Annotated in this window: 15 protein-coding genes; 2 read left to right on the plus strand and 13 right to left on the minus strand. The window is 62.1% G+C overall.

What is annotated here, in order from left to right; genetic code table 11:
- Nucleotides 1-419: 419 nt before the first annotated feature.
- Nucleotides 420-1,739: an OprD family porin gene (locus F6X62_RS09365; RefSeq protein WP_063541571.1), complete on the plus strand. Its 1,320-nt coding sequence runs from the start codon at nt 420-422 to the stop codon at nt 1,737-1,739.
- A gap of 58 nt (nt 1,740-1,797) precedes the next feature.
- On the opposite strand, the gene F6X62_RS09370 is transcribed toward F6X62_RS09365, so the two are convergent.
- The 13 genes from F6X62_RS09370 to tssA all read right to left on the minus strand — a co-directional run bounded on the left by F6X62_RS09370 (nt 1,798) and on the right by tssA (nt 20,275).
- Complete coding sequence (locus F6X62_RS09370) at nt 1,798-2,589, minus strand: hypothetical protein (protein WP_153773315.1); 792 nt, start codon at nt 2,587-2,589, stop codon at nt 1,798-1,800.
- Between the two features lie 96 nt (nt 2,590-2,685).
- On the minus strand, nt 2,686-3,147 hold the full coding sequence (locus tag F6X62_RS09375; protein ID WP_153773316.1) for a hypothetical protein: 462 nt from the start codon (nt 3,145-3,147) through the stop codon (nt 2,686-2,688).
- Nucleotides 3,148-3,680: 533 nt separating this feature from the next.
- Complete coding sequence (locus F6X62_RS09380) at nt 3,681-7,985, minus strand: RHS repeat-associated core domain-containing protein (RefSeq protein WP_153773317.1); 4,305 nt, start codon at nt 7,983-7,985, stop codon at nt 3,681-3,683.
- Nucleotides 7,986-7,994: 9 nt separating this feature from the next.
- Nucleotides 7,995-8,429: a DcrB-related protein gene (locus F6X62_RS09385; RefSeq protein ID WP_153773318.1), complete on the minus strand. Its 435-nt coding sequence runs from the start codon at nt 8,427-8,429 to the stop codon at nt 7,995-7,997.
- A 14-nt stretch (nt 8,430-8,443) separates the two neighbouring features.
- Nucleotides 8,444-10,378: a type VI secretion system tip protein VgrG gene (locus F6X62_RS09390; protein WP_153773319.1), complete on the minus strand. Its 1,935-nt coding sequence runs from the start codon at nt 10,376-10,378 to the stop codon at nt 8,444-8,446.
- Between the two features lie 23 nt (nt 10,379-10,401).
- The gene (gene tssH, locus F6X62_RS09395; RefSeq protein WP_153773320.1) at nt 10,402-13,074 is read right to left on the minus strand and encodes a type VI secretion system ATPase TssH; all 2,673 of its coding nucleotides are present in this window, start codon (nt 13,072-13,074) and stop codon (nt 10,402-10,404) included.
- Nucleotides 13,067-14,116, minus strand: coding sequence for a type VI secretion system baseplate subunit TssG (gene tssG, locus F6X62_RS09400; protein WP_153773321.1), 1,050 nt, complete (start codon nt 14,114-14,116; stop codon nt 13,067-13,069). The genes tssH and tssG overlap by 8 nt, the downstream gene beginning before the upstream one ends.
- Complete coding sequence (tssF, locus tag F6X62_RS09405; protein ID WP_153773322.1) at nt 14,080-15,942, minus strand: type VI secretion system baseplate subunit TssF; 1,863 nt, start codon at nt 15,940-15,942, stop codon at nt 14,080-14,082. Before tssF ends, tssG begins: the two co-directional genes overlap by 37 nt.
- A complete protein-coding gene (gene tssE, locus F6X62_RS09410; protein WP_063541559.1) occupies nt 15,939-16,454 on the minus strand; it encodes a type VI secretion system baseplate subunit TssE in 516 nt (171 codons plus the stop codon). Before tssE ends, tssF begins: the two co-directional genes overlap by 4 nt.
- A gap of 129 nt (nt 16,455-16,583) precedes the next feature.
- Nucleotides 16,584-17,072 (minus strand): type VI secretion system tube protein Hcp, encoded by a 489-nt coding sequence (locus tag F6X62_RS09415; protein WP_054891227.1) that lies wholly within the window; start codon nt 17,070-17,072, stop codon nt 16,584-16,586.
- Nucleotides 17,073-17,160: 88 nt separating this feature from the next.
- Complete coding sequence (gene tssC / locus F6X62_RS09420; protein ID WP_063541557.1) at nt 17,161-18,654, minus strand: type VI secretion system contractile sheath large subunit; 1,494 nt, start codon at nt 18,652-18,654, stop codon at nt 17,161-17,163.
- A 10-nt stretch (nt 18,655-18,664) separates the two neighbouring features.
- Entirely contained in the window at nt 18,665-19,180 is a 516-nt protein-coding gene (gene tssB / locus F6X62_RS09425) for a type VI secretion system contractile sheath small subunit (protein ID WP_054891229.1), read from the minus strand.
- A gap of 57 nt (nt 19,181-19,237) precedes the next feature.
- Complete coding sequence (gene tssA / locus F6X62_RS09430) at nt 19,238-20,275, minus strand: type VI secretion system protein TssA (protein WP_153773323.1); 1,038 nt, start codon at nt 20,273-20,275, stop codon at nt 19,238-19,240.
- A gap of 396 nt (nt 20,276-20,671) precedes the next feature.
- On the opposite strand from tssA, the gene tagH reads away from it, so the two are divergent.
- A partial coding sequence (tagH, locus tag F6X62_RS09435) for a type VI secretion system-associated FHA domain protein TagH (protein WP_153773324.1) occupies nt 20,672-21,425 on the plus strand: 754 nt, incomplete at its 3' end.

Raw genomic sequence — 21,425 nt, forward strand, 5'->3', positions numbered from 1 at the left:
GCTTGGCTATTTGTAAAGGCGCGTATTTACGAATGTATCAAATTGTAACTGGTAATTATTCGCTTTTATCGAGGTGTTTTTGTCAAGCCAACCAGAAGTGACTTGCCTGTACGAAAGTACAGAAAAGAGAGGGAATAACTGTCTGCTCTGCGATTCAGCACAGTTTTGCACCAGCTCTGGCCTTTAATTTGGTTATATCAACCTTCATTTCACGTTTTTTTGACATTGCGAAGCACACGCGGCTAGGATTCGGCCTCTACGCCTGCCGGCCATCAGTTGGCCGAGCGCCGGACGAAGCCCGCTACCTGCAAAAGGAGCGGGGTTTTCAGTTTGGATACAAGCGTCGAACCTACGAAGGGGCGTTGGTTCCTGGCGTTTTAGGTAGCAGAGCGTTCTGATTCGGTAATAAGGAAAACAACATGTTGAATACAAGGATCAGCCTGGTAGCGCTGGCACTCATCGCCGCCACTCAGGCCCAGGCCAACGACCAGGCCGAAAGCAAGGGCTTCATCGAGGACAGCCACGCCAACGTCCTCCTGCGCAACGCCTTCATCAACCGTGACAAGAAGCACCACACCAACGACCAGTCCCAGTGGGGCCAGGGTGTGATCGCCAACTTCTCGTCCGGCTTCACTCAAGGCACCGTGGGTGTCGGTGTCGACGCCTTCGGCCTGTACGCCGTGCGTCTGGATGGTGGCAAGGGTCGTAACCAGGGGGGCGGTGTCGACTTCTTCAAACGCTCCGACCCCACTTTCGACGGTGAGAAAACCAACGCCCCTCACAACCTGGCTCGTGGTGGCGCAGCGGTGAAGTTCCGCATATCCAACACTGTGCTCAAGTACGGTGACCAGATGCCGGCTCTGCCGGTCCTGCAGTACGACGACGCTCGTCTGCTGCCAGAGAGCTTCACTGGCACCATGATCACCTCCAAGGAGATCAAAGGCCTGGAGCTGAATGCAGGCCGCTTCACCCAGGAAGCCCGCAAGAGTGCCGAGCGCCGTGATGGCGGTGGCCTGAAGTCGATCAACGTGCTCGGCGGCAGCTACAAGTTCACCGACAACTTCACCGCGTCGCTGTACACCGCGGACAACGAAGATGTCATGAAGAAGCACTACCTGGGCCTGAACTACGTCTTCCCGATCGCGGCCGACCAGTCCCTGACCCTGGACTTCAACGGCTACAAGTCGGACATCGACAACAAGTATGTGCGTGAAGCTGGCTTGAATGGCGACCGCAACACCATCTGGAGCCTGGCGGCTACCTACGCCTATGGCCCGCACTCCTTCACGCTGGCCCACCAGCGCAGCACCGGCAGCACCGGCTACAACTATGGCTGGTACCAGAACGAAGGCGGTGTCGGCGACGGTGGTTCGACCATCTACCTGGCCAACTCGTACTGGTCCGACTTCAACGCCGAAGACGAGCGCTCCTGGCAGTTGGGCTACGGCCTGGATTTCGGTGCCTTCGGCATCCCTGGCCTGACCTACAAGCTGGCTTACGTGGTGGGTGACAACATCAACACCCGCAACCTCAAGAACCCGGAAGGTTTCGGCGAGGGTAAGGAGCGCGAGATCTTCAACCAGGTTCGCTACGTGGTGCAGGACGGCCCGGCGAAGGACCTCTCGATCAAGCTGCGTAGTTCGTTCTTGCGTACCAACAACGCTGTGCGCCAAAACGGCTACAACGACGACGGCAACGAAGTTCGCGTGTTCGTCGAGTACCCGATCAGCATCTTCTGATACTGATCTGGCGTAACGAAACAGCCCCGGCATTTGCCGGGGCTGTTTCGTTTCAAGGCTAGCGCGCCAACAGTTGCGGATAGTCGCCGAACCAATATTCCATCGCGTCGGCGTCCACGCCGTTTGCCCCGGTCCAGAAATCCACCGGATAGCTCCAGTCCGACGAGCGCGAGCTGCTGGGCGCCAGGCCCTGGTTGGTGAAACGCTGCAAAAGCCCGGGGTGTTCGGGCGTCTGCAGGATCGCGCAATGCCCCAGCAGATCGATAAAGCTGCGCGCTTCCTCTTCGCTCATCTTCACGCCCTTGAGCTTGCGCAGTTGCTTGAGCATATCCTTGGGCCTGGCGTTGTCCGGCAAGGCCCGGATCATCTCGAAGATGCGGGTCGTGAGCGGCAGTGCCTCAGGGCGGGGGCTCTCGATGGCGTTGGCCTGCTGCAGAAAGAACGCCATCTCGGCGATATCGCCACTCAGCACGCTGCCGCACAGGTAGCGTGTCTGGTTCAGCAGGACGAAATCGATGTCCAGATGCTCGAAGGCCCCGCACACCTGGCAATTGAGCTGCTTGTCGACGCTGAACGGGTGCTGCATGAAGTGAGTTGCGCTGGCGAGTGAGGAAAGGCCGGCGCGCAGGTGCGCCTGGTTCGTTTCCACACCGTGCAGGAACTGGGCGACGATATTTGCCTTGTCAGCCTTGTCACGCTCCTGCAGCAGCCACTGCACCACCTGGTCGTGGGACATTTTCTGGCTTGCAGGTGCCAGCCCGGCCTTCTTCAGCACCGGGTCGATCGCTTCGCCTTCTTCGTAATCTTCCAGCGCCTCGCGAATCGCCGCCAGTTGCTGGTTTGTTGTCATTTGCCACATGTCCTCGTATTGACCTTTGGTCAGTACCGGCAGTGAGCTGACCTTGCTGACACCCGAATCGCGCAGGTAGGTCCTGGCTGCTTGATGTTACTCGGCTGAAAAATAATGCTCGATCGGCAATCCTGCACTTTCAAATTCAAACAGGACTTTCCACGTGAACGCGGTGGCCCAGCGATCAATCATCTCTCGTGCTTCATAACGATTTTCAGTGGTGCAGGTCAGTGAGAAAATAGACGTTTTCTTCTTGCCTTTGTACACATTTATCGAAGCCTGATACTCGATCATGCGTTCTTCATCCGGTGCTCTGCACCAGAGGTCCAAAGTGGCGTAAATAGGGACGCCACTATCGAGTGTTCGCTCACTGCCCGCCATGAATATGTTATCGGCGAAAAAATTCTGTGTTACCAGAAAGCGCACATGCTCATCGTCGATTGTTTCCAGGATGTCAGGGCCGATATCGACGAAGTCATTTTTCGAGATCGACCAACCGGTAGGGATTCGCAGAGCCATCAGTGTGTGTTGCTGCACAATCGTTTGGATGATGTTCATATTTTTGATTTCAGATAGCTCATGTAGTCTGCCTGCGAGATCGGATGCCCATGGAATTCGGGCAAACAACGCGGTACGGCAGGACCGCTACAACGACGACGGCAACGAAGCTCCCATGTTCGTCGAGTACCCGACCGACATCTTCTGATACTGAGCTTTCTGATGCCCGAATTGCGCAGATAGATCTTGGCCGACTTGAGGGCGTTCAGGTGGGCGTCCCCCTGGCGTCAAACTCGAGGCGCGCTACGGCCCGTCGTCCCTCGTAGACTTCCAGCGTACTGCCAGGGCATAACAGGTCCCTGGGGGCATTGGGGGCAAGGAAGCGCGCGGTTCCGGTTCCTATTCTGATGTCACGTGATTGGTGATTCTTCGTGACCTCAAGTACAACACTCCAGGCCGCCCGTGAGCCGTCAGGGCCTTCAATCGGAGCGGTGATGACGTAGTAGGGGTGGTTGAGGGGAAGCTGGGCCTTACCGCCGTCACTTACATTTCGCCAGTATATGGTTACGTGAACAGGTCTGTTCATTGGTTGATCACTTTCCACAAGAGATACCCCGCGTCCAACGTGGCTTGATGCGAGCACGATTCAAATCTGCAATTTCTATGTATCTGGCTTTGCCAATACTGTCCAAATTGCTGGAGGAGAACGCTGCATTGGCAAGTTTGTCAGGAACCTTGACCTGAACTATTTTGAAGTCTCCGCCGTGACCCATCGTCTTACCCCATGTCACAGCATCTTTGTATGACTCAGCAAACCATTTTCCTTCCATGGTGCCATTCGATGTCCACGTGCCGGTTCGCATAAGTCCGTTATATTCTTCCATGCTCATGGAGCGGTAGAGGACAGTCTCCCACCCTAGCGGGTCAATCCACATAAATGGATTGGGAGCATAGCGGTAAAGGTTCCATCCCCCCGCCAACCCTATCGGATCCGGCTGGGTAAAGCGTCCGATGTCGGGATCATAGAATCTGAAGGTGTTGTAATGCAGCCCGGTCTCTCGATCCAGGTACTGGCCTTGGAACCTCAGGTTCTGCTCCATGCCCTGGTCTGGGTTGCAGCGCTCGGCGGCAGTGTTGCCCCACACCCGATAGGTAGCTTCCCATTGGGTCTGTCCATCTTCGTCGGTCTGACGATATGGCAGACCGTTGAGGTGGTTGTGAAAATGCAGTACGCGTTGATGGGCGCCGTTCCCATCGACGCGTGCAAGGGGTTCGTGGCCAGATTCTGCATATAGGTACAGACTGCTTCGACCGTTGCGGCGCTCATGCAGCAGACGCAGGCCATCCCACAGGAAGTCGGTTCTTCCCAGCAGAAGGCCGCGTACATCGTATTGTTCCTTGGCAACACGTCTGCCGAGTGGGTCGTAGTGCATCCGTACGCAGGTTTCTCGACCGGCATGCAGGGTGCGGACTTCCACCAGTCTGTGCTCAGCGTCGTAGTGAAAGTGTTGGATGCCTCGTGCGCTGCTGACCTTTTCAATCAGGCGCCCGAAGCCGTCGTAGCGATAGCGCTTGTCCTGATACTTCAGCAGTTGGTTGTACTGAACCGAAGAGTTGTTGATTCCGTCGAGCAGGTTTGCGGCGGGGTCGTAATTGAACTGTTCTTGACGACCACCAGATGAGGCATAGCTTGAGCGCACCCTGGCTGTAACGTCGTAGGCAATGGTCTCAAGCGTGTTGCCTGTCGTGTGAAACTCCTCCACCTGAATCAGATTGTCGGCGCCGTCATAGCTGTAGTGCCGACGTCCCTTAGCCAAAGTGGCGGATGTCGGATCGCTTGCGTGATTGCCACGGCTGCGAAGCCGACCCAGCTGGTCGTAATCGCTACGGTACAGCAGGCGTCCCTGGGTACGATTGATTTCTCGATGCAGCCGATCGCGCTCGAAGTCGGCGATGACGTGCCCATCGAGGTTCAGTTGATGCAGATGACCCGAGCCATACATCAACCGGTTGATCGAACGGCCATCCGGAAGGATGAGCCTGGTCTGATTACCCAGCTCGTCGTAGGAGTAGCCAAGAGTGCCATGTGGTGTGTGCTCCTCGAGCACATGCCCCAGCTTGTCATAGGCATAGCTCAGCGTCTGGGAGTTACCGTCCAGGGCAATGGTCTGCACCGCGAGCAACTGGTCCAAGGCATCAAACCGGTACTCCGTGCGGCCATCGGAGGTGATCTTGGCCACGAGCCGACCGACGGCATCGCGTTCGAGCTGGTGGGTGACAGGAGTATCGGGGCTCTCTGGCGCTGGGTGGAACACCAGCCGTATCAGATTCCCCAGAGCGTCATAGCTATAGGCCTTGTGACTACCACCCAGATCGCGTTGCATCGCTAGGCGGTTACACGCGTCCCAGGAGAATCGATAAGCTTCGCCGTTTTCGTTGACGAGCTCTACCAGTCGGCCGTAGTGATCGTACTCGAAACGCACGCTACGGCCGGCCGCGTCAACTTGGCGGCTGAGCTGTCCGCGTGCTGTGTATGAGTAGCGCGTGGTATGGCCAGTCGCGTTCACATGGGCAATCAGGGCGCCATCGGCTGCACGCTGGTACTGCTCGTGCGTACCGTCTGGCCGAGTGATGGACTGCAACCTGCCCTGTGCGTCATGGCTGTATCGAGTCGTGCAGCCCTCTGCATCCGTCATCTGTGCTAGATGGCCGCGGTGGTCGTAGCTGTAATGAGTAACGGAGCCCGTGCAATCGACTGTCTCGATGACTTGATCCAGGTCGTTCCAGCGCTGTGATCTTGTTTTTCCCGCAGCGTCGACCATCTCGACCATTCTGCCGTGAGGGTCATGGCGAAACCGCGTCAGATGTCCTTCAGGGTCTTCTTCACGGGTGCAGTTGCCACGCGGGTCATAGCGGTATTTCCAGCGATTCCCAGCGCGGTCGACTTGCTCTCTGGGTAGCGCCCAATGTTCCAGCCAATACGTGGATTCGCTGCGCCCGAGCGGATCCACCGTCTCGGTCAGGTTGCCGGATTCATCATAGAAGTATTGCCAGCGTCCGCCTTGAGGGTCTACCGCGCCCAACAGCTGACGTTCATCGTTCCATTCGAAATGCCAGGTGTTCGCCAGGGCGTCGGTGTGTTCCACGACTTGATATTGGTTGTTCCAGCGATGCGTATGAGTGCGTTGTAGGCTGTCCGTAACATGGGTCAGCCCGGCGATCAGGTCGTAGGAAAACTGGTATTGATCACCCTCGGAAGTCCAGTGCCGACAGACGCGCCATTCATCGCCGAGGGCTTGCCACTCATAGTGACAACGTAATCCCGAGGCGTTCCGGTGTTCAATCAGCCGTCGGTGTTCACCATAAACGAAAAGCCGCTGCACTTGGCCGATGCCATCCCTGACTTCAGCCAGCTCTCCGAACGCGTCGTAGTCATAGACAACCAGCGGTTCGTTGCTCCCGTCGCTGTACACGCGAACAATCTGAGCGACGCGTGAGGGCCATCGGGAGCTATAGCGCAATTCCATTCTGGTAGCGCCGTAGGTGTCATCAAGCCCGATCAGGCGACCATGCTCGTCGTACCGAAGGTGCACCCGATTGTCATTGCGGTCACCTAACAGGCGCAAGCGCAGGCGTTTGGGATCTATTGGGGAGGGTTCGAATAATCGATAGAGGCCGTCCATATCCTCGATCAACAACTCGCCATCAGCCGCGCGTCTTACGCTCAAACCCTCGCCGGCACTGAATACTGCGTCGCCTGGGGGGATCGTGCCCATATCGATGATCCGCGCCTGCTCATCCGTGTACAGCAGGCGTTCTCCGTCATCCGAATCGGCGATCAGGTTCACGCAGACTTCGTAGGGAACGCTCCAACCTCTGCCGAGCAAACCGTCCTGGCGTTCGTCCAGGCTGCTATAGAAGCGCTGCCAGACCAGTGGCATCAGCGCCGGTAGTGTGAAGTCCAGCTCCTGCTCGCCGCTCAACACTTTCGCGCCAGTGGCTGCATGCACCGGGTTGGGTGCACCGGTTATGGCACGTGTGAGTGCCCCCGTCACCTGGCTACTGACGACACTCGCGGCGCCACCGAGCAGCATGCAGCCAAACTTGCTGTAGAACTTGCCCCCACGGCCACGCAACATCATCAGCGCGGTGATGGCCAAGCCTATGCCTGGCGTCTTACCGCTGCGGATCTCTCGTACGACGATTTTCTCGCCACCAATGCGGACGTTGTCCGATATCAGGCCGGAGTCGACGATCACCGCGTCGCAGGTGCTGCGATCGCCGCTGCGCGCGGCTGGTTGGCCATTGATGCTGACCTTGTCAGAGCCCTCGGCGATATATTGGGGAGGCATCGCCGGATGCTTGGTGCACAGCACCTTGTCATCGTCCGCAGGTTCGGTGTTCGGTGCTGGCGAGGCTACGGTAGGCCGCCACATTTGCGAAAAGAACGCCTTCGTCATGTCGAGGAAGGTTTGCTCTTGTTCTTCTTCTCCTTCATCAGCCTGGCCAGCGGCGGGGGGAGGCAACACCACACCTGCAGCCCGGGCTGCAGGTTTTGAGTTTATGTAGGTATTTTGCGAACCACTGGCAATGTGGGCCTGCACTGTCGGTGGAAAAAGCGCGTTACCTATACCTTCGCAGAACCGACTCAGTGCGGTGTCCGCTCCGGTGCTCGCCATTGCCACGCCGACCACCACCCCCACGACAGCGCCCAGCACAACGCAGCCCAGACCACCGGTAGCAGCAGTGATGCCAAGCGCAGCCCCGACCGCAGCCGTGGCCAAGGCTCCGATGGCGATGGTGGCGGCGACTTCGAGTACTCCGCCGACGATGTCGGCCATCATCGAGGTGTGCATCAGTGCGTCGCCTTCGCGCGCAGCCCAGAGTGCGTCGGACATGGCAGTCGTTCAGCCGAGGTTGTCGAAGTCGAGCGACTGTTTGAGAGCCGCCCAGTGCGCCGCTTCCTCCTCACCCAATGGCTGCGGCTTCACGTAGCTCAGGGCGAGCATCTTGCGCGAGCCCGGCAGCAACAGCGCCAGTTGATATTGGTGAACCTTCTCTTTGCCCTTGGTGAACTGGCTCTGCAACTCGATGCCTTCCAGTTGCCCATCTGCTCCCAGCTTCACCGGCTGGGGTGTGTGCAAGCGCAGATCCAGCACCTGCTGGCGCAATCGCTGGATCTGGTCGTCGAAGTTGCTTTGCAACGTTTCCCCTTCGTTCAACAGGCTGCGGCTGACTACCAGTGAGGTGCCCAGTGTCTCGAAACGCAGGATGTTGATGCTGGTATCTCGCACCTGATCGGTCGGAAGGTCGAAGCGAAATTCGTTGAGGCGATAGTTCATGATTCGGGTGTCCGTCACTGGCGGGGGAATTTGTCGCTGACCCTACCGTCGATGCTGCCTTTGTCACCATGGCTGCCCGGTGTGGTGCCTGCTGCTCCACCGATGTTCAGGTCGAGAGTGCCTTTGGGGGTATTGATCTGTGCATGTTCGCTGGCGTTGATGTTCAGGCGTATGCCTGTGAGATTGATGTGACCGTTGGCGTTGAGCTCCAGCACACTGTCGCCGCACACCAGACGCAACTTTTCCCCGGCCTCCATCAGGTAGGTGGTGCTGATGCTGTCGGTCTTGCTGGCGCCAACCAGCAAGGTATCGTGATGGCGTACTGCGCGTACTCGATCCTGGCCGATGGTCACCATCTCCACCATTCCGACGCTCTTGGTCCGGCTTATGCCCACCGACAACGTCTCATTCTGCTCCACCACCGTGTCCATGTTGCGCTCGGCATGCACATACAACTGCTCCTGCCCGCGCTTGTCCTCCATGCGGATCTCGTTGAAGTTGGCCGGGCTGCCCCCCTTGCTCGAACGGCTCTTCATGCCACTCTGGGTGGCGTTACCGGGCAGATCGTAGGGCACGGCCTGCTCGGCGTTGTACACCCGGCCAGTGATGATCGGCCGGTCGGGGTCGCCTTCGAGGAAGCTGACGATCACTTCCTGGCCGATCCGCGGGATCTGCATCGAGCCCCAGTTCTTCCCGGCCCAGGCCTGGGATACGCGGATCCAGCACGAGCTGTTCTCGTTGGACTGGTCGTGGCGGTCCCAGTGGAAGTGCACCTTCACCCGACCGTACTGGTCGGTCCAGATCTCCTCGCCGGCCGGGCCAACCACCACGGCAGTCTGCGGGCCCTTGACCAGCGGGCGCAGGGTGCTCGATACCGGCCGGTAGCTCTGCTGGGCGTCGATGCAGCTCAGGTTGCTCTCGAACTGCGCCGAGCCGCTGCCGCCGCCGGTTTCCAGGCGCTCCTGCACCACGTAGTAGCGGGCGGCGACGATCAGGTACTCGCGGTTCTGATCCTGGCGGGAGAAGCCGCTGAGGCTGAACAGGTGACCACTGCCAAGACCACGGGCGTTGCCGCGCAGCTCCACGCGTTCATGCAGGCTCTGCAGCGACTCGAGACGGGTACGCGCATAGTGCTCGCCATCCTGGGTCTGCTCATAGGCGCCGGGGTAGTCGTACAGCGGGTAGTCGCCGGCCTGGTGCGGACGTGGCATGACCGAGCGCACATCGATGCGCGCGCTGGGCCGCTGGAAGTCGTAGTCGTTGAGCTCCATCGAGCCGGACTGCACCTCTTGCGCCAGGTGCCAGTCGTTGATGTGGTCGCGCTCGCGGTGCTGGCCGTCGGGCGGATAGAACGGCACCGACTCGTAGCCCGGCGCCTTCTGGTGTGCGCCATAGGCGTCGGCCAGCACCAGGACGTGACGCGCCTCCTCATGGCGGAAGAAGTAGTAGATGCCTTCTTCTTCCATCAGCCGGCTGACGAAGTCGAAGCTGGTCTCGCGGTATTGCACGCAGTATTCGCGCTCGCGATAGCTGCGGCTCAGGGCGTCCTCGAAGTCCGAAAAGCCCAGGTCGCGGAATACCTGCTTGATGATCTGCGGTGCGCTCAGGTGCTGGAAGATCCGGCAGTCGCTGGTGCGCGTCAGCAACCACAGCCAGGGCCGCAGGGTGACGCGGTAGCTGGCGAACTGCCCGCGATCGACCGACTGGCTGCAGCGCGCGACGATGCCGTGGAAGTGACGCGAAGCCATGCCGCTCAATTGCAGCGACAGGCTCATGGGTTTGCCCAGCAGCTGGTTGAGGTCGATGGCCGGATCGTCGCTGGTCAGCTGCAGCTCATAGTCGAACAGGCGGCCGAGCTCCTCGCTGCCGCCCATCTCGCTGAGGATCAGCACGTTCGGCCCCAGGGGGCTGTTGATCTGCGCCAGGCGCGTCAGTTGCGTGAACAGCATGGATGTTCCTGTATGCGCGAGACTCAGGCCGCGCTGAAGTCATAGTGCAGTTCGTTGTCGCGCGCGCCGATGCTGACGCTGGCCAGCGGCTTGCCTTCGAGCAGACGGGTAAGGAACTCGCGGCTCATGTCCGGCAGCAGGCCGTTGGTCAGGATCGCATCGATCATCCGCCCGCCGCTCTCGGTCTCGGTGCAGCGCGAGACGATCAGGTCCACCACCGCGTCGTCGTAGGCGAAGCCGACCTTGTGCGTGGCCTCCACGCGCTTGCGGATGCGCTCCAGCTGCAGGCGGGTGATGGCCTTGAGCATGGCGTCGCTGAGCGGGTAGTAGGGGATGGTCACCAGGCGACCGAGCAGCGCGGGCGGGAAGATCTCCAGCAGCGGCTTGCGCAGCAAGGTGGCGACTGCATCCGGTTCGGGCAAGGTCTGCGGATCCTTGCAGATGTCGGCGATCAGCTCGGTGCCGGCGTTGGTGGTGAGCAGGATCAGGGTGTTGCGAAAATCGATCTGGCGCCCCTCGCCATCTTCCATCACGCCCTTGTCGAACACCTGGAAGAAGATCTCGTGTACGTCAGGGTGGGCCTTTTCCACCTCGTCGAGCAGCACCACGCTGTAGGGGCGACGGCGCACGGCCTCGGTCAGCACGCCACCTTCGCCGTAGCCGACATAGCCGGGCGGTGCGCCCTTGAGGGTGGAGACGGTGTGCGCTTCCTGGAACTCGCTCATGTTGATGGTGATCAGGTTCTGCTCGCCGCCATACATGGCCTCGGCCAGCGCCAGGGCGGTCTCGGTCTTGCCCACACCCGAGGTGCCGGCAAGCATGAACACGCCAATGGGTTTGTTGGGGTTGTCGAGGCCGGCGCGGGAGGTCTGGATACGCTTGGCGATCATCTTCAGGGCGTGGTCCTGGCCGATGATGCGCTTGCCCAAGTGACTGTCGAGGTTGAGCACCGTCTCGATCTCGTTGCGTGCCATGCGCCCCACCGGAATGCCGGTCCAGTCGGCAACCACAGAGGCCACGGCCTGGTAGTCGACGGTCGGCAGGATCAGCGGGCTTTCGCCTTGCAGGGCGCTCAGGCGCTGCTGCAAGTCGACGAGTCGCTCGCGCAGCTCATGGCTGCCTTGGGCATCGACCTCCTGATCGACCACCCCGACCTGCTCACGCAACTGGGCGCGGGTGGCCAGCAGTTCGTCGACCAGGGTCTTTTCTTCGGCCCAGCGGCCTTCCAGCTCGAGCAGGCGCTGACGCTCTTCGGTCAACAGCGTGTCGGCCTGTGTCTGGCGTTGCTCGGTGGCGACGCCAATGGCGGCTTCGCGGGCGATGATCTGCAGCTCGACTTCCAGCGCCTCGATACGCCGGCGGCTGTCATCGACCTCTGCAGGCACTGCATGCAGGCTGATGGCCACGCGTGCGCAGGCGGTATCGAGCAAGCTCACCGACTTGTCCGGCAGTTGGCGTGCGGGGATGTAGCGGTGCGACAGCTTGACCGCGGCTTCCAGCGCTTCGTCGAGGATCTGCACCTGATGGTGCTTCTCCATGGTCGAGGCCACGCCGCGCATCATCAGCAGCGCCTTTGGCTCGCTCGGCTCATCGACCTGCACCACCTGGAAGCGGCGGGTCAGTGCCGGGTCCTTCTCGATGTGTTTCTTGTACTCAGCCCAGGTGGTCGCGGCCACGGTGCGCAGGCTGCCACGGGCCAGTGCCGGCTTGAGCAGGTTGGCGGCATCGCCGGTCCCGGCAGCGCCACCGGCACCTACCAGGGTGTGGGCTTCGTCGATGAACAGGATGATGGGCTTGGGCGAGGCCTGGACGTCCTCGATGACCTGGCGCAGACGCTGCTCGAACTCACCCTTCATGCTGGCGCCGGCTTGCAGCAGGCCGACATCCAGGCTGCGCAACTCGACGTCCTTGAGCGCAGGCGGTACGTCGCCGGCAACGATGCGCAAGGCGAAGCCCTCGACGACAGCGGTTTTGCCGACGCCGGCCTCGCCGGTGAGGATCGGGTTGTTCTGGCGGCGACGCATGAGGATGTCGACCAGTTGGCGGATCTCTTCGTCGCGGCCCACGATCGGGTCGAGCTTGCCACTGCGCGCCTGTTCGGTCAGGTCGACGGTGAAGCGCTTGAGTGCTTCCTGCTTGCCCATCGCCGCGGGGGCCACGGCGCCGCTGGCTTCGCCCGGCGCTGCCGCGGTGAAGCCGTCGCTGGCGGCCAGATTGTTCTCGGGGGAGTCGCCGACGTACTCATCGAAGCGCTCACTCAGGGCCTCGACCTTGAGCTTGGCGAACTCGCTCGACAGACCCAGCAGGGCATTGCGCAGGCTCGGGGTCTTGAGGATGCCGACCAGCAGGTAGCCGGTGCGCACCTGGCTCTCGCCGAACATCAGGCTGCCGTAGACCCAACCGCGTTCCACTGCCTCTTCGACCTGCGAGGACAGGTCGGTGATCGAGGTAGAGCCCCGCGGCAGGCGGTCGAGGGAGTCGGTCAGATCGCGGGCCAGGCGCGCCGGCTCGACGTTGAACTGGCGCACGATACGGTGCAGGTCGCTGTCCTGCAATTGCAGCAACTGGTGCAACCAGTGCACCAGCTCCACGTAGGGATTGCCGCGCAGCTTGCAGAACACCGTGGCGGCTTCGATGGCCTTGTAGGCGACGCTGTTGAGTTTGCCGAACAGCGCGGCGCGGCTGATTTCACCCATGTTCCTGACTCCTTGTGCAAGACGGTTTGACCGGCTGCGCGGCGTAGTAGCGAGCGAGCTTGAGGTCGTTGGCATCGTGTTGTGGACGGCCGAGCCAGGTGTCGAAACCCAGGCGCCTGCCGGCATCGAGTTCCAGCGCGGGCACGTGCTCGCGCGCGAGAATGAGGTTCAGGTCCCAGTCCAGTTCGTGGCCCTGGTACTCGGCGACCCAGGCCGCCAGTTCGATGAACGCCTGCCCGCCCGGCAGCAGCGCGTGGTATTGCTCCAGCGTCAGCGGGCCGAGGCACAGGCGGAACTTGTGCTGGCGATCCCAGGCGTAGCGGCCCAGGCACAGGTCCATGCCCAGGCGGTTGACGTGCACGCCGAGGCGGCTGCGCTCGGGCAGTTCCAGCCATTGGCCGACGTACTCCTCGATGCGCACTGGCACGCCGAAATAGCTCGCCAGGATGCTGGCCAGCCCGTCCGGATAGCGCGTCTGTGCGGCGAGGTGGCCGGAGTAGTGCAGCTTGGCGGTATGCGGCAGCGGGCCCTGGTCCTGCAGTTCGGGCTGGCCGCGCCCGCTCAGGGCCGCCAGACGCGCGGCCCAGTAGTCATCGCCGGGGCGGTCGTGACTGACGGTTGGCCGCGCTTCGGCCCAGGCACGGTAGAACAGGCTCAGCAGGCGGTGATGGAAGATGTCGAGGAAGCGCTTGCTGGTGTGGTCGGCGTGGTTGCGCTGGCGTTCGCGCATGTACTCGGTCAGGTGCAACGGCAGCGGTCCGTTGGGGCCGCCGAGGCCGAAGAAGAACTGTTCCAGGCGCGCCGGCCCTTCGCCGTCTTGCGTTACCGAGGCCAGGGTGGCCGGGGCGAAGCTGCAGTCCAGGCGCTGGCCCAGGCGCACCGGCTCATCGGCCAGGCGCTGGGCGTGACCGAAGCGAGGCAGCTCGGGGTGCTCGGCCTCGAGGCGACGCAGCGCCTGGAAGAAGTCGAACTCCCAGGGTTCGGCCTGCATGGCCTCGAGTATGTTCACAGGGTCGGCCTGCGTCCGGGCTTGGCTTTCCATCGCATGATCTCGCCGCGCTCGCTGGTGCGCAGCACGGTTTCGGTGAAGCTGTTGATGGACACGTAGCGGGTCAGGAAGCGTTCGAACACCGCGCCGAGCAGGAAGACGCCGGTGCCGCGGAAGGCGTTCTCGTCGAATTCCAGGGTAATTTCCAGGCCACGGCCAAAAACGATCGGGCCGGGCATCGGCAGGCGCCGGGTGCAGGGCTTGCTGCTGACCTCGCGCAGGCCGTCGATCTGCAGGTGCAGTGCGCTGTCCTGGCTGTCGCCGTACAGGCGCAGCAGCTCGCGCAGGGCGGCAGCCCCCTGGCCTTGCTCGGCCAGCGACAGGTAGTTCAGCGACAGTTGGCTGATCAGGCGCCAGGCGCGGTTGTCATGGGCATGGCTGGCTTTGGGCCGGCTGGGGCCGGCCAGGCAGCGCACGGCAGACACGGGGGCGCTGTCGGCGAGGCTGAAGTCGCTGCGCCCATCGCCCACGCTCATGAACAGCGGCAGGTCGCGGTTGCTGCACAGCGCGCTGATGCCCAGCTGGCGCAGGTCGTGGCGGTGTGGCGCTTGTTGGCCATCGACCAGGCTGATGAAGGTTTCGCTGCCCATGTAGCTTGAGCGCGTGCCGTTGCGCCGCTGTTCGCTCGACAGCACTCGCTGCTCGCGGCGCACGATGTAGTAGGCCTGATCGCGGCCATAGCGCGAGGGGTCACGCACGGCGTAGAAGGGCAGGAACTCCTGGTCTGCACCGGTGCCGTGACCGGTGACGCGCTGCAGCGAGTGGATCTCGAAGTCGGTGGGGCGGGTGCGGTCGGCGATCACATGGTGTTCGTTGACCTTGTCGGTCAGGTGGATGCGGTCGACCCGGCGGGGGAACAGGTTGATCGCCGGGGTACAGAAGGGCACCAGGCGCTCGGCGCCGACGCTGCTTTCCAGCGTCGAGTCGAAACGCTCGAACAGCACCAGCAGCTCCAGCTCCTGGCCGTTGCAGCGCTTGACCGCCCGTTCCAGGCCCGCGAAATCGACGAACAGAAAACGTTGTGGCAGGGCAAAGTATTCCTGCAGCAGTCGGTAGCCCTGGAACGCCTGCGGCACCACCGGCAATGCCGCTTCGCTGTCATCGAAACCGCAGGGGCGCAGGGCGTGCTCCAGCGGGATGCGCTCGACCCAATCAGCGCCGGGCTGGCGGGCGAACACTGCACAGGCGTTGCCCAGCAGTTGTTCGTAGAGACGGTAGGGCGTTTCGTCGGCACCGTTGAGGTACAGCGGCAGGTGCGTCAGCGGCAGGCTCGAGAACGGGATCTCGGCACCGCTGCGCAGTGTCAGCCGCAATGCGGCGCGGGCCTTGGGTTCGCTGGCGGCGAGGCGGCCGAGCACGGTGCCAGGGTTGCCGAAATATTCGGCGCGGGCCACCTGCAGCGGCCACAGGGTGACGTCCTGGGTGCTGCGAAACTCGCACGGGGTCTGCGAGTCGCGGCCAAGGTTGGCGCGCAATACGCTGCCGCGTGGCAGCGGGAAACCTGCGCTGAGCGAACCTTCGTCAGGATCGGTCTGCAGCTGCACCACGGTCATCGAGGGCGTCGGCGCCAGGTAGTGCGGGTAGGCGATTTCCAGCAGGTTGTGGGTGAAGGTCGGGTACTCGGCGTCGAGCTTGAGCTGCACGCGCGCGGTGAGATAGGCGAAACCTTCGAGCAGGCGCTCGACGTACGGGTCGGCACAGTCGATGCCGGACAAGGTCAGGCGCCCAGCGATCTTCGGGTACTCGCGGGAGAACTCCGCCGCGCTTTCGCGGATGTGCCGCAGTTCCTGGTTGTACAGGTCGAGCAGGCGCGGGTTCATGCGCGTCTCCTGCGTTCGGCGGGGGCTACGTGCACTTGTCCGGACTCTAGGTCCAGGTCGGTCTGCAGCAGTAGTGGCAGCGCCGCAGGCTGGGCCCAGAGATCACCTTCGATCTCGAAGCTCAGGGCGTTGGCGTTCATCTCGCCGGGGGCGACCATGGCGCGCACCTTGAGGGTGTGGGCCAGGATGCGCGGTTCGTAGGTGGAAATGGCCTGGTGGATGATGCGCTCCAGGGCCAGCAGGTCGATGTTCGAGGCGCAGTTGCCGGCCAGGGCGGGCAGGCCGTAGTTGACCACCGAGTTGCCTGCGGGAGTGTTCAAAGTGCTGGTGCTGTCGAGCAGCGACGTGGTGTTGAGCAGCCAGGCCAGGTCGCGCAGTACCGATGCCTTGAGCTGCTGCAGCGACAGCACGCGCTTGTCCGGGGCTTCCTGCGGGTTGCCGGGATCATCGTCGGTCAGACGATCCAGCAGCGAGGGTTGCAGGCGGTCACGGGCGGCGATGTCGGCTACCACGGTCGGGTTCCTTCAAGGGGTCGGGGTCGTGGCGACTGCTTCGCGGGCAAGCCCACTCCCAGAAAGGAGCAGGGGTGCGCACTTTTCCCGGTGGGAGCGGGCTTGCCCGCGAAGCAGTCGACAACGCTATCAGATCTTGACGTTCTGACGCACGTTCCAGCCGTACTTGATGGCGCCGCCATCCTTGGTGCCGTCGGCTTTCTGTGGCTGGTAGTCCACGGTGACCTTGGCGAAGTTCAGGGTGACGTTCTCGGTCAGGCGGTCATCGCTGCCCGAGCCGCCGGTGCTCAGCGAGCTGATGATCACCTCTTCGAGGTTGATGATCAGGTACTCGACCTGGCTCTCGCCACCGGCCTTGCGCACGGTCAGCTTGACCTTGTCGATGTGCTTGCCGCTGGAGCAGTGGGCCATCAGGTTGGGGCTGGACTTGTCTACGTACTTGGTGATCGACAGGTCCTGGATATTGACCTTGCCGGCACCGCCGCCTCCGCCCATGTGCATGTTGCCGGACTGGGACATGCCCCAGCTCCAGTTCAGCACGTCGATTTCTTCCTTGTGGGTCTTGTCTGCGGACTCGCCCTTGATGTCGCCGATCTTGATGAAAATATCTACAGCCATGATGTCCTCGGTATTTCGCGTCGGTTGGCAGTTCTATCGGGGCTGCTGCGCAGCCCATCGCGGGGCGCGCAGCGTCCCCGGTTCAGGCTCAGGCGCCTTTGGCCGAAGGCAGCTTCGAGACCAGACGCAACGACACGGTCAGCCCTTCGAGCTGGTAGTGCGGGCGCAGGTAGAAGCGCGAGTTGTAGTAGCCAGGGTTGCCCTCGACTTCTTCCACCACCACTTCAGCCGCCGCCAACGGGTGCTGTGCCTTGGTGGTTTCGCTGGAGTGCGCCGGATCGCCGTCGACGTAGTTCAGGATCCAGTCCTGCAGCCAGCGCTGCATCTCGTCCTTTTCCTTGAACGAGCCGATCTTGTCGCGAACGATGCACTTCAGGTAATGGGCGAAGCGGCAGGTGGCGAACAGGTACGGCAGGCGAGCAGCCAGGTTGGCGTTGGCGGTGGCGTCCGGGTCGTCGTACTCGGCCGGCTTCTGCAAGGACTGGGCGCCGATGAAGGCAGCGAAGTCGGTGTTCTTCTTGTGCAGCAGTGGCATGAAGCCGTTTTTGGCCAGCTCCGCCTCGCGGCGGTCGGAAATGGCGATTTCGGTAGGGCACTTCATGTCCACGCCACCGTCGTCGGTGGGGAAGGTGTGCGCCGGCAGATCCTGCACTTCACCGCCCGATTCGACGCCGCGGATGCGCGAGCACCAGCCGTAGTGCTTGAACGAGCGGTTGATGTTGACCGCCATGGCGTAGGCAGCGTTGGCCCAGGTGTACTTGCTGCTGTCGGCGCCGTCGGTATCTTCCTCGAAGGCGAAGGCCTCGACCGGGTCGGTCTTGGCGCCGTAGGGCAGGCGTGCCAGGAAGCGTGGCATGGTCAGGCCGATGTAGCGCGAGTCTTCCGATTCGCGCAGCGAGCGCCAGCCGGCGTACTCCGGGGTGGTGAAGATCTTGGTCAGGTCACGCGGGTTGGACAGCTCCTGCCACGAGCCCATGCCCATCACCGTTGGCGATGCAGCGGCAATGAACGGCGCATGCATCGACGCACAGACCTTGGACATCTCGCCCAGCAACTCGACATCGGGTGGCGACTGATCGAAGTAGTAGTCGCCCACCAGGCAGCCGTAGGGCTCGCCGCCGAACTGACCGTATTCCTCTTCGTAGAGCTTCTTGAACACCGGGCTCTGGTCCCAGGCGGTGCCCTTGAATTTCTTCAGGGTCTTGTGCAGGTCGGTCTTGGAGATGTTGAGCACGCGGATCTTCAGCTGCTCGTCGCTCTCGGTGTTGTTGACCAGGTAGTGCAGGCCGCGCCAGGCGCTTTCCAGCTGCTGGAAGTCATCGTGGTGGATGATCTGGTTGACCTGTGCGGTGAGCTTGGCGTCGATGGCGGCGATGATCTGTTCGATCGAACCGATGGCATCGTTGGAGACCAGGTTGGTCTGCGCCAGGGCCTGTTCGGCCAGGGTGCGCACGGCGCTTTCGACGGCTTCCTTGGCACGCTCGGTCTTGGGTTTGAATTCCTGCAGCAGCAGGTTGGCGAATTCGCTGGCCTGCTCGGTGGTGGCCGGCTGGGCCTGGGTATCGCGCAACGGATCGGTCATGGCGGGCTCCTCAGGCGCTCGGCTCGTTATCGGAAGGTTTCGGGGCGCTGGCCAGGGCCTGCAGCAGGGCAGGGTCCTTGATGGCCTTGAGGATGATGTCCTCGGCACCGGTCTTGCCGTCCATGTAGGTCAGCAGGTTGGCCAGTTGGGTGCGCGCCTCGAGCAGCTGGTTCAGGGCATCGACCTTGCGCGCAACGGCGGCTGGGCTGAAGTCGTCCATGCTCTCGAAAGTGATGTCCAGGCTCAGGTTGCCTTCGCCGGTCAGCTCGTTGGGGACGTTGAATGCCACCCGTGGCTTCATGGCCTTGAGGCGGGAGTCGAAATTGTCGACATCGACTTCCAGGAACTTGCGGTCGGCCACGGCGGGCAGTGGTTCGGCCGGCTTGCCGGCGAGGTCGGAGAGCACGCCCATGACGAAGGGCAGCTGTACCTTCTTCTCGGCGCCATACAGTTCGACGTCGTACTCGATCTGCACTCGCGGCGCGCGGTTGCGCGCGATGAATTTCTGGGAGCTGTCTTTGGCCACGTGGTTCCTCCTGGTCGCCGCTGGGGGCGCTGTCGTTCGTTGCGGCTGTCGGTGGTATCAGTCGTCCTGGGGCCCGCGCAGGTTCTCGAACTGCGAAAGGCCCTCGGGAATCAGGTCGCGTACGATGGTCGCGAAATCGGCGTTGACCAGGTTCTTGGCCCGGCGCAACAGCACCGGCAACGGGCTGGAAGGCTCGTGGCGGGCGTAGTACTGGAGCAGGCGCTCAAGGCTTTGCTGAACGTCGTCGCGGTTGTTGATCTCGCCGGGGCGTGCAGCGGCACGAGCGGCTGGCGCTGCGGCGGTGGACGTCGAATGGTCGTCCTGGAAATGTTCCTGCGGCGCTTCGCTGTTCTCGGCGGCTGGCGGCGAGCCGCCGGGGGCGTAGTCGGCCAGTACCTGCTGTGCCAGGCGCAGCGGTTGCTTGAGTGCCGACAGGTCGACGCCGCTGGCCGAGCCGACCTGGTCGCTGACCCGGCGCTCGATCGCTTCGCAGGCCTCGCGAGCCAGGCTCAGGGCTTGGCGAGTCTGTTCGAGCTCATCGGGGTCGGCATCACGCAGCGCAGCGGCCAGCGCTTCGACGCTCAGGTCTTCGCTGGCGAAGTGCTGCAGGCCGGCGGCGTGCAGGGCCGCGCGCAAGGTGACCGGGCCGAAGGCGCGCGAGCGTGCCAGCACGGCTTCGCGCAGCAGGGCGATGTTGGCGTCGCAGGTCAGGCCGGACAGGGCGTTGACACGCACCGTCGGGTCGTTGTCGTCGGAGGCGTCGAGTTGCGGATGCAGGTGCAGCCAGTATTCGCCGAGCAGGTCGCGGATCAGTTCCAGGCTGGCGGCCAGGCCGACGAAGCCTTGCAATGCGAGTTTGGACTGCACCAGGAAGTGGGTGATGCGCAGGTCCTTGCTGCGTTGCAGCAGGTCGGTGCAGGTCTGCTCGATGGTGCGCCACTGCGGCGGTTCGGCAGGTTGTACCGCATCGCCCATGACCCGTTCCGGACGCCCTTGGGCATCGCGTTCGAGTTGCAGGAAGTCCGCGTCGTATTCGAGATCTTCACCGCATGGGAAGTCATCGGAAATAGCGGCGAGCAGCAGCGGCGAGTTCACCAGGAATCGATCTCCATATCGGCCCGTGGCGGGGCTTTAGTTGCGCGAAGTTGCAAATGTGAACTGGCGCACAAACACTTGTAGAGGAGCGGGCGATTGATGTCAGCGTGATATCAATGGCAGGCTCCAAAGTTGCGCATTTATGGTTTATTTCCAAAATGCTGTCAAGGTAAGCTACCCGCCCCCGAGTGGAGGTGTGACCGAGTTTGCAGCTTTGAAGGCCCATCTGTCGGATGCCATCAATGTGCCTTGCTGCTGTGGTTAAATTCGCCGATATGTCGCGATAAAACAGCTAAAGACGGTATTTATGTCGTTGTTTTTGAAGGATTTATTGGCGATTTTCGCTATCCACTCATTTGAATGGAATCACGATACACATTATATGCAGGAGGCGTGATGGCACTTTGCCTTACTATCACTAGTTATCACAAGATTACTCCGGGCCAACGTGCGGAGATGCTTGTGGAGACTGGTGCCGTCACCATCGGGCGAAGTCCGGACAATGATTGGGTATTGCCGGATCCTGAGCGATTGGTATCGTCCAATCATTGTGTCATCCAGTTTCGAGATGGCCGTTATTACCTGACCGATAGCAGCACCAATGGCGTGGAGTTGGTACACGCTGGCGTGCGTTTGCGCCGCGGAAACAGCGAGCCCTTGATGGATGGCGAAGTTATCCGGATTGGCGAGTACGAGATCCAGGCGCGCATCGATTCGGGGTTCTCGCTGGAGGAGAGTCGCCAGCCTGGCGCACAGAGCTTCGAGGCGCTGATGGCCGGGCAGGCGACGCCCTCCGAGCCCCCTCTTGCACCCGCCCCGGCTGCTTTCCTGCAGGGGGCGTCGAGCCACGACACGCTGCCCGACATCTTCGATTTCCTTGGGCCCGCCAGCGTGCCGGCGGCGAGCCAACCTGACCATGTGCCGGCCCAGCAGCACGACTTTCGTCCGCCCGCGCCGGTAACGCCCGCCGTGTCGCCTGCCGCACCCGCCCCGGGGGTGATTCCGGCGGACTGGAACCTGTTCGACGAGGTCCCGGCCTCCAGCCCGCTGCCTGCGCAAGAGCCGATCGCGCCTGTTGTCGCAGTGCCTCCACCGCCTGCACCTGTCGCCGCACCCGCACCCGCACCCGCCCCCGTCCCGCCCCCCACCC

It is taken from the genome of Pseudomonas sp. MNR3A (assembly GCF_009650575.1).
Classification (GTDB): domain Bacteria; phylum Pseudomonadota; class Gammaproteobacteria; order Pseudomonadales; family Pseudomonadaceae; genus Aquipseudomonas; species Aquipseudomonas machongensis.

What these genes read in the sequence shown, in the direction of transcription:
- F6X62_RS09365 (WP_063541571.1), top strand. Translation starts at nt 420, where the DNA reads ATGTTGAATACAAGGATCAGCCTGGTAGCGCTGGCACTCATCGCCGCC.
- F6X62_RS09370 (WP_153773315.1), bottom strand. Translation starts at nt 2,589, where the DNA reads ATGACAACAAACCAGCAACTGGCGGCGATTCGCGAGGCGCTGGAAGAT.
- F6X62_RS09375 (WP_153773316.1), bottom strand. Translation starts at nt 3,147, where the DNA reads ATGAACATCATCCAAACGATTGTGCAGCAACACACACTGATGGCTCTG.
- F6X62_RS09380 (WP_153773317.1), bottom strand. Translation starts at nt 7,985, where the DNA reads ATGTCCGACGCACTCTGGGCTGCGCGCGAAGGCGACGCACTGATGCAC.
- F6X62_RS09385 (WP_153773318.1), bottom strand. Translation starts at nt 8,429, where the DNA reads ATGAACTATCGCCTCAACGAATTTCGCTTCGACCTTCCGACCGATCAG.
- F6X62_RS09390 (WP_153773319.1), bottom strand. Translation starts at nt 10,378, where the DNA reads ATGCTGTTCACGCAACTGACGCGCCTGGCGCAGATCAACAGCCCCCTG.
- tssH (WP_153773320.1), bottom strand. Translation starts at nt 13,074, where the DNA reads ATGGGTGAAATCAGCCGCGCCGCGCTGTTCGGCAAACTCAACAGCGTC.
- tssG (WP_153773321.1), bottom strand. Translation starts at nt 14,116, where the DNA reads ATGGAAAGCCAAGCCCGGACGCAGGCCGACCCTGTGAACATACTCGAG.
- tssF (WP_153773322.1), bottom strand. Translation starts at nt 15,942, where the DNA reads ATGAACCCGCGCCTGCTCGACCTGTACAACCAGGAACTGCGGCACATC.
- F6X62_RS09415 (WP_054891227.1), bottom strand. Translation starts at nt 17,072, where the DNA reads ATGGCTGTAGATATTTTCATCAAGATCGGCGACATCAAGGGCGAGTCC.
- tssC (WP_063541557.1), bottom strand. Translation starts at nt 18,654, where the DNA reads ATGACCGATCCGTTGCGCGATACCCAGGCCCAGCCGGCCACCACCGAG.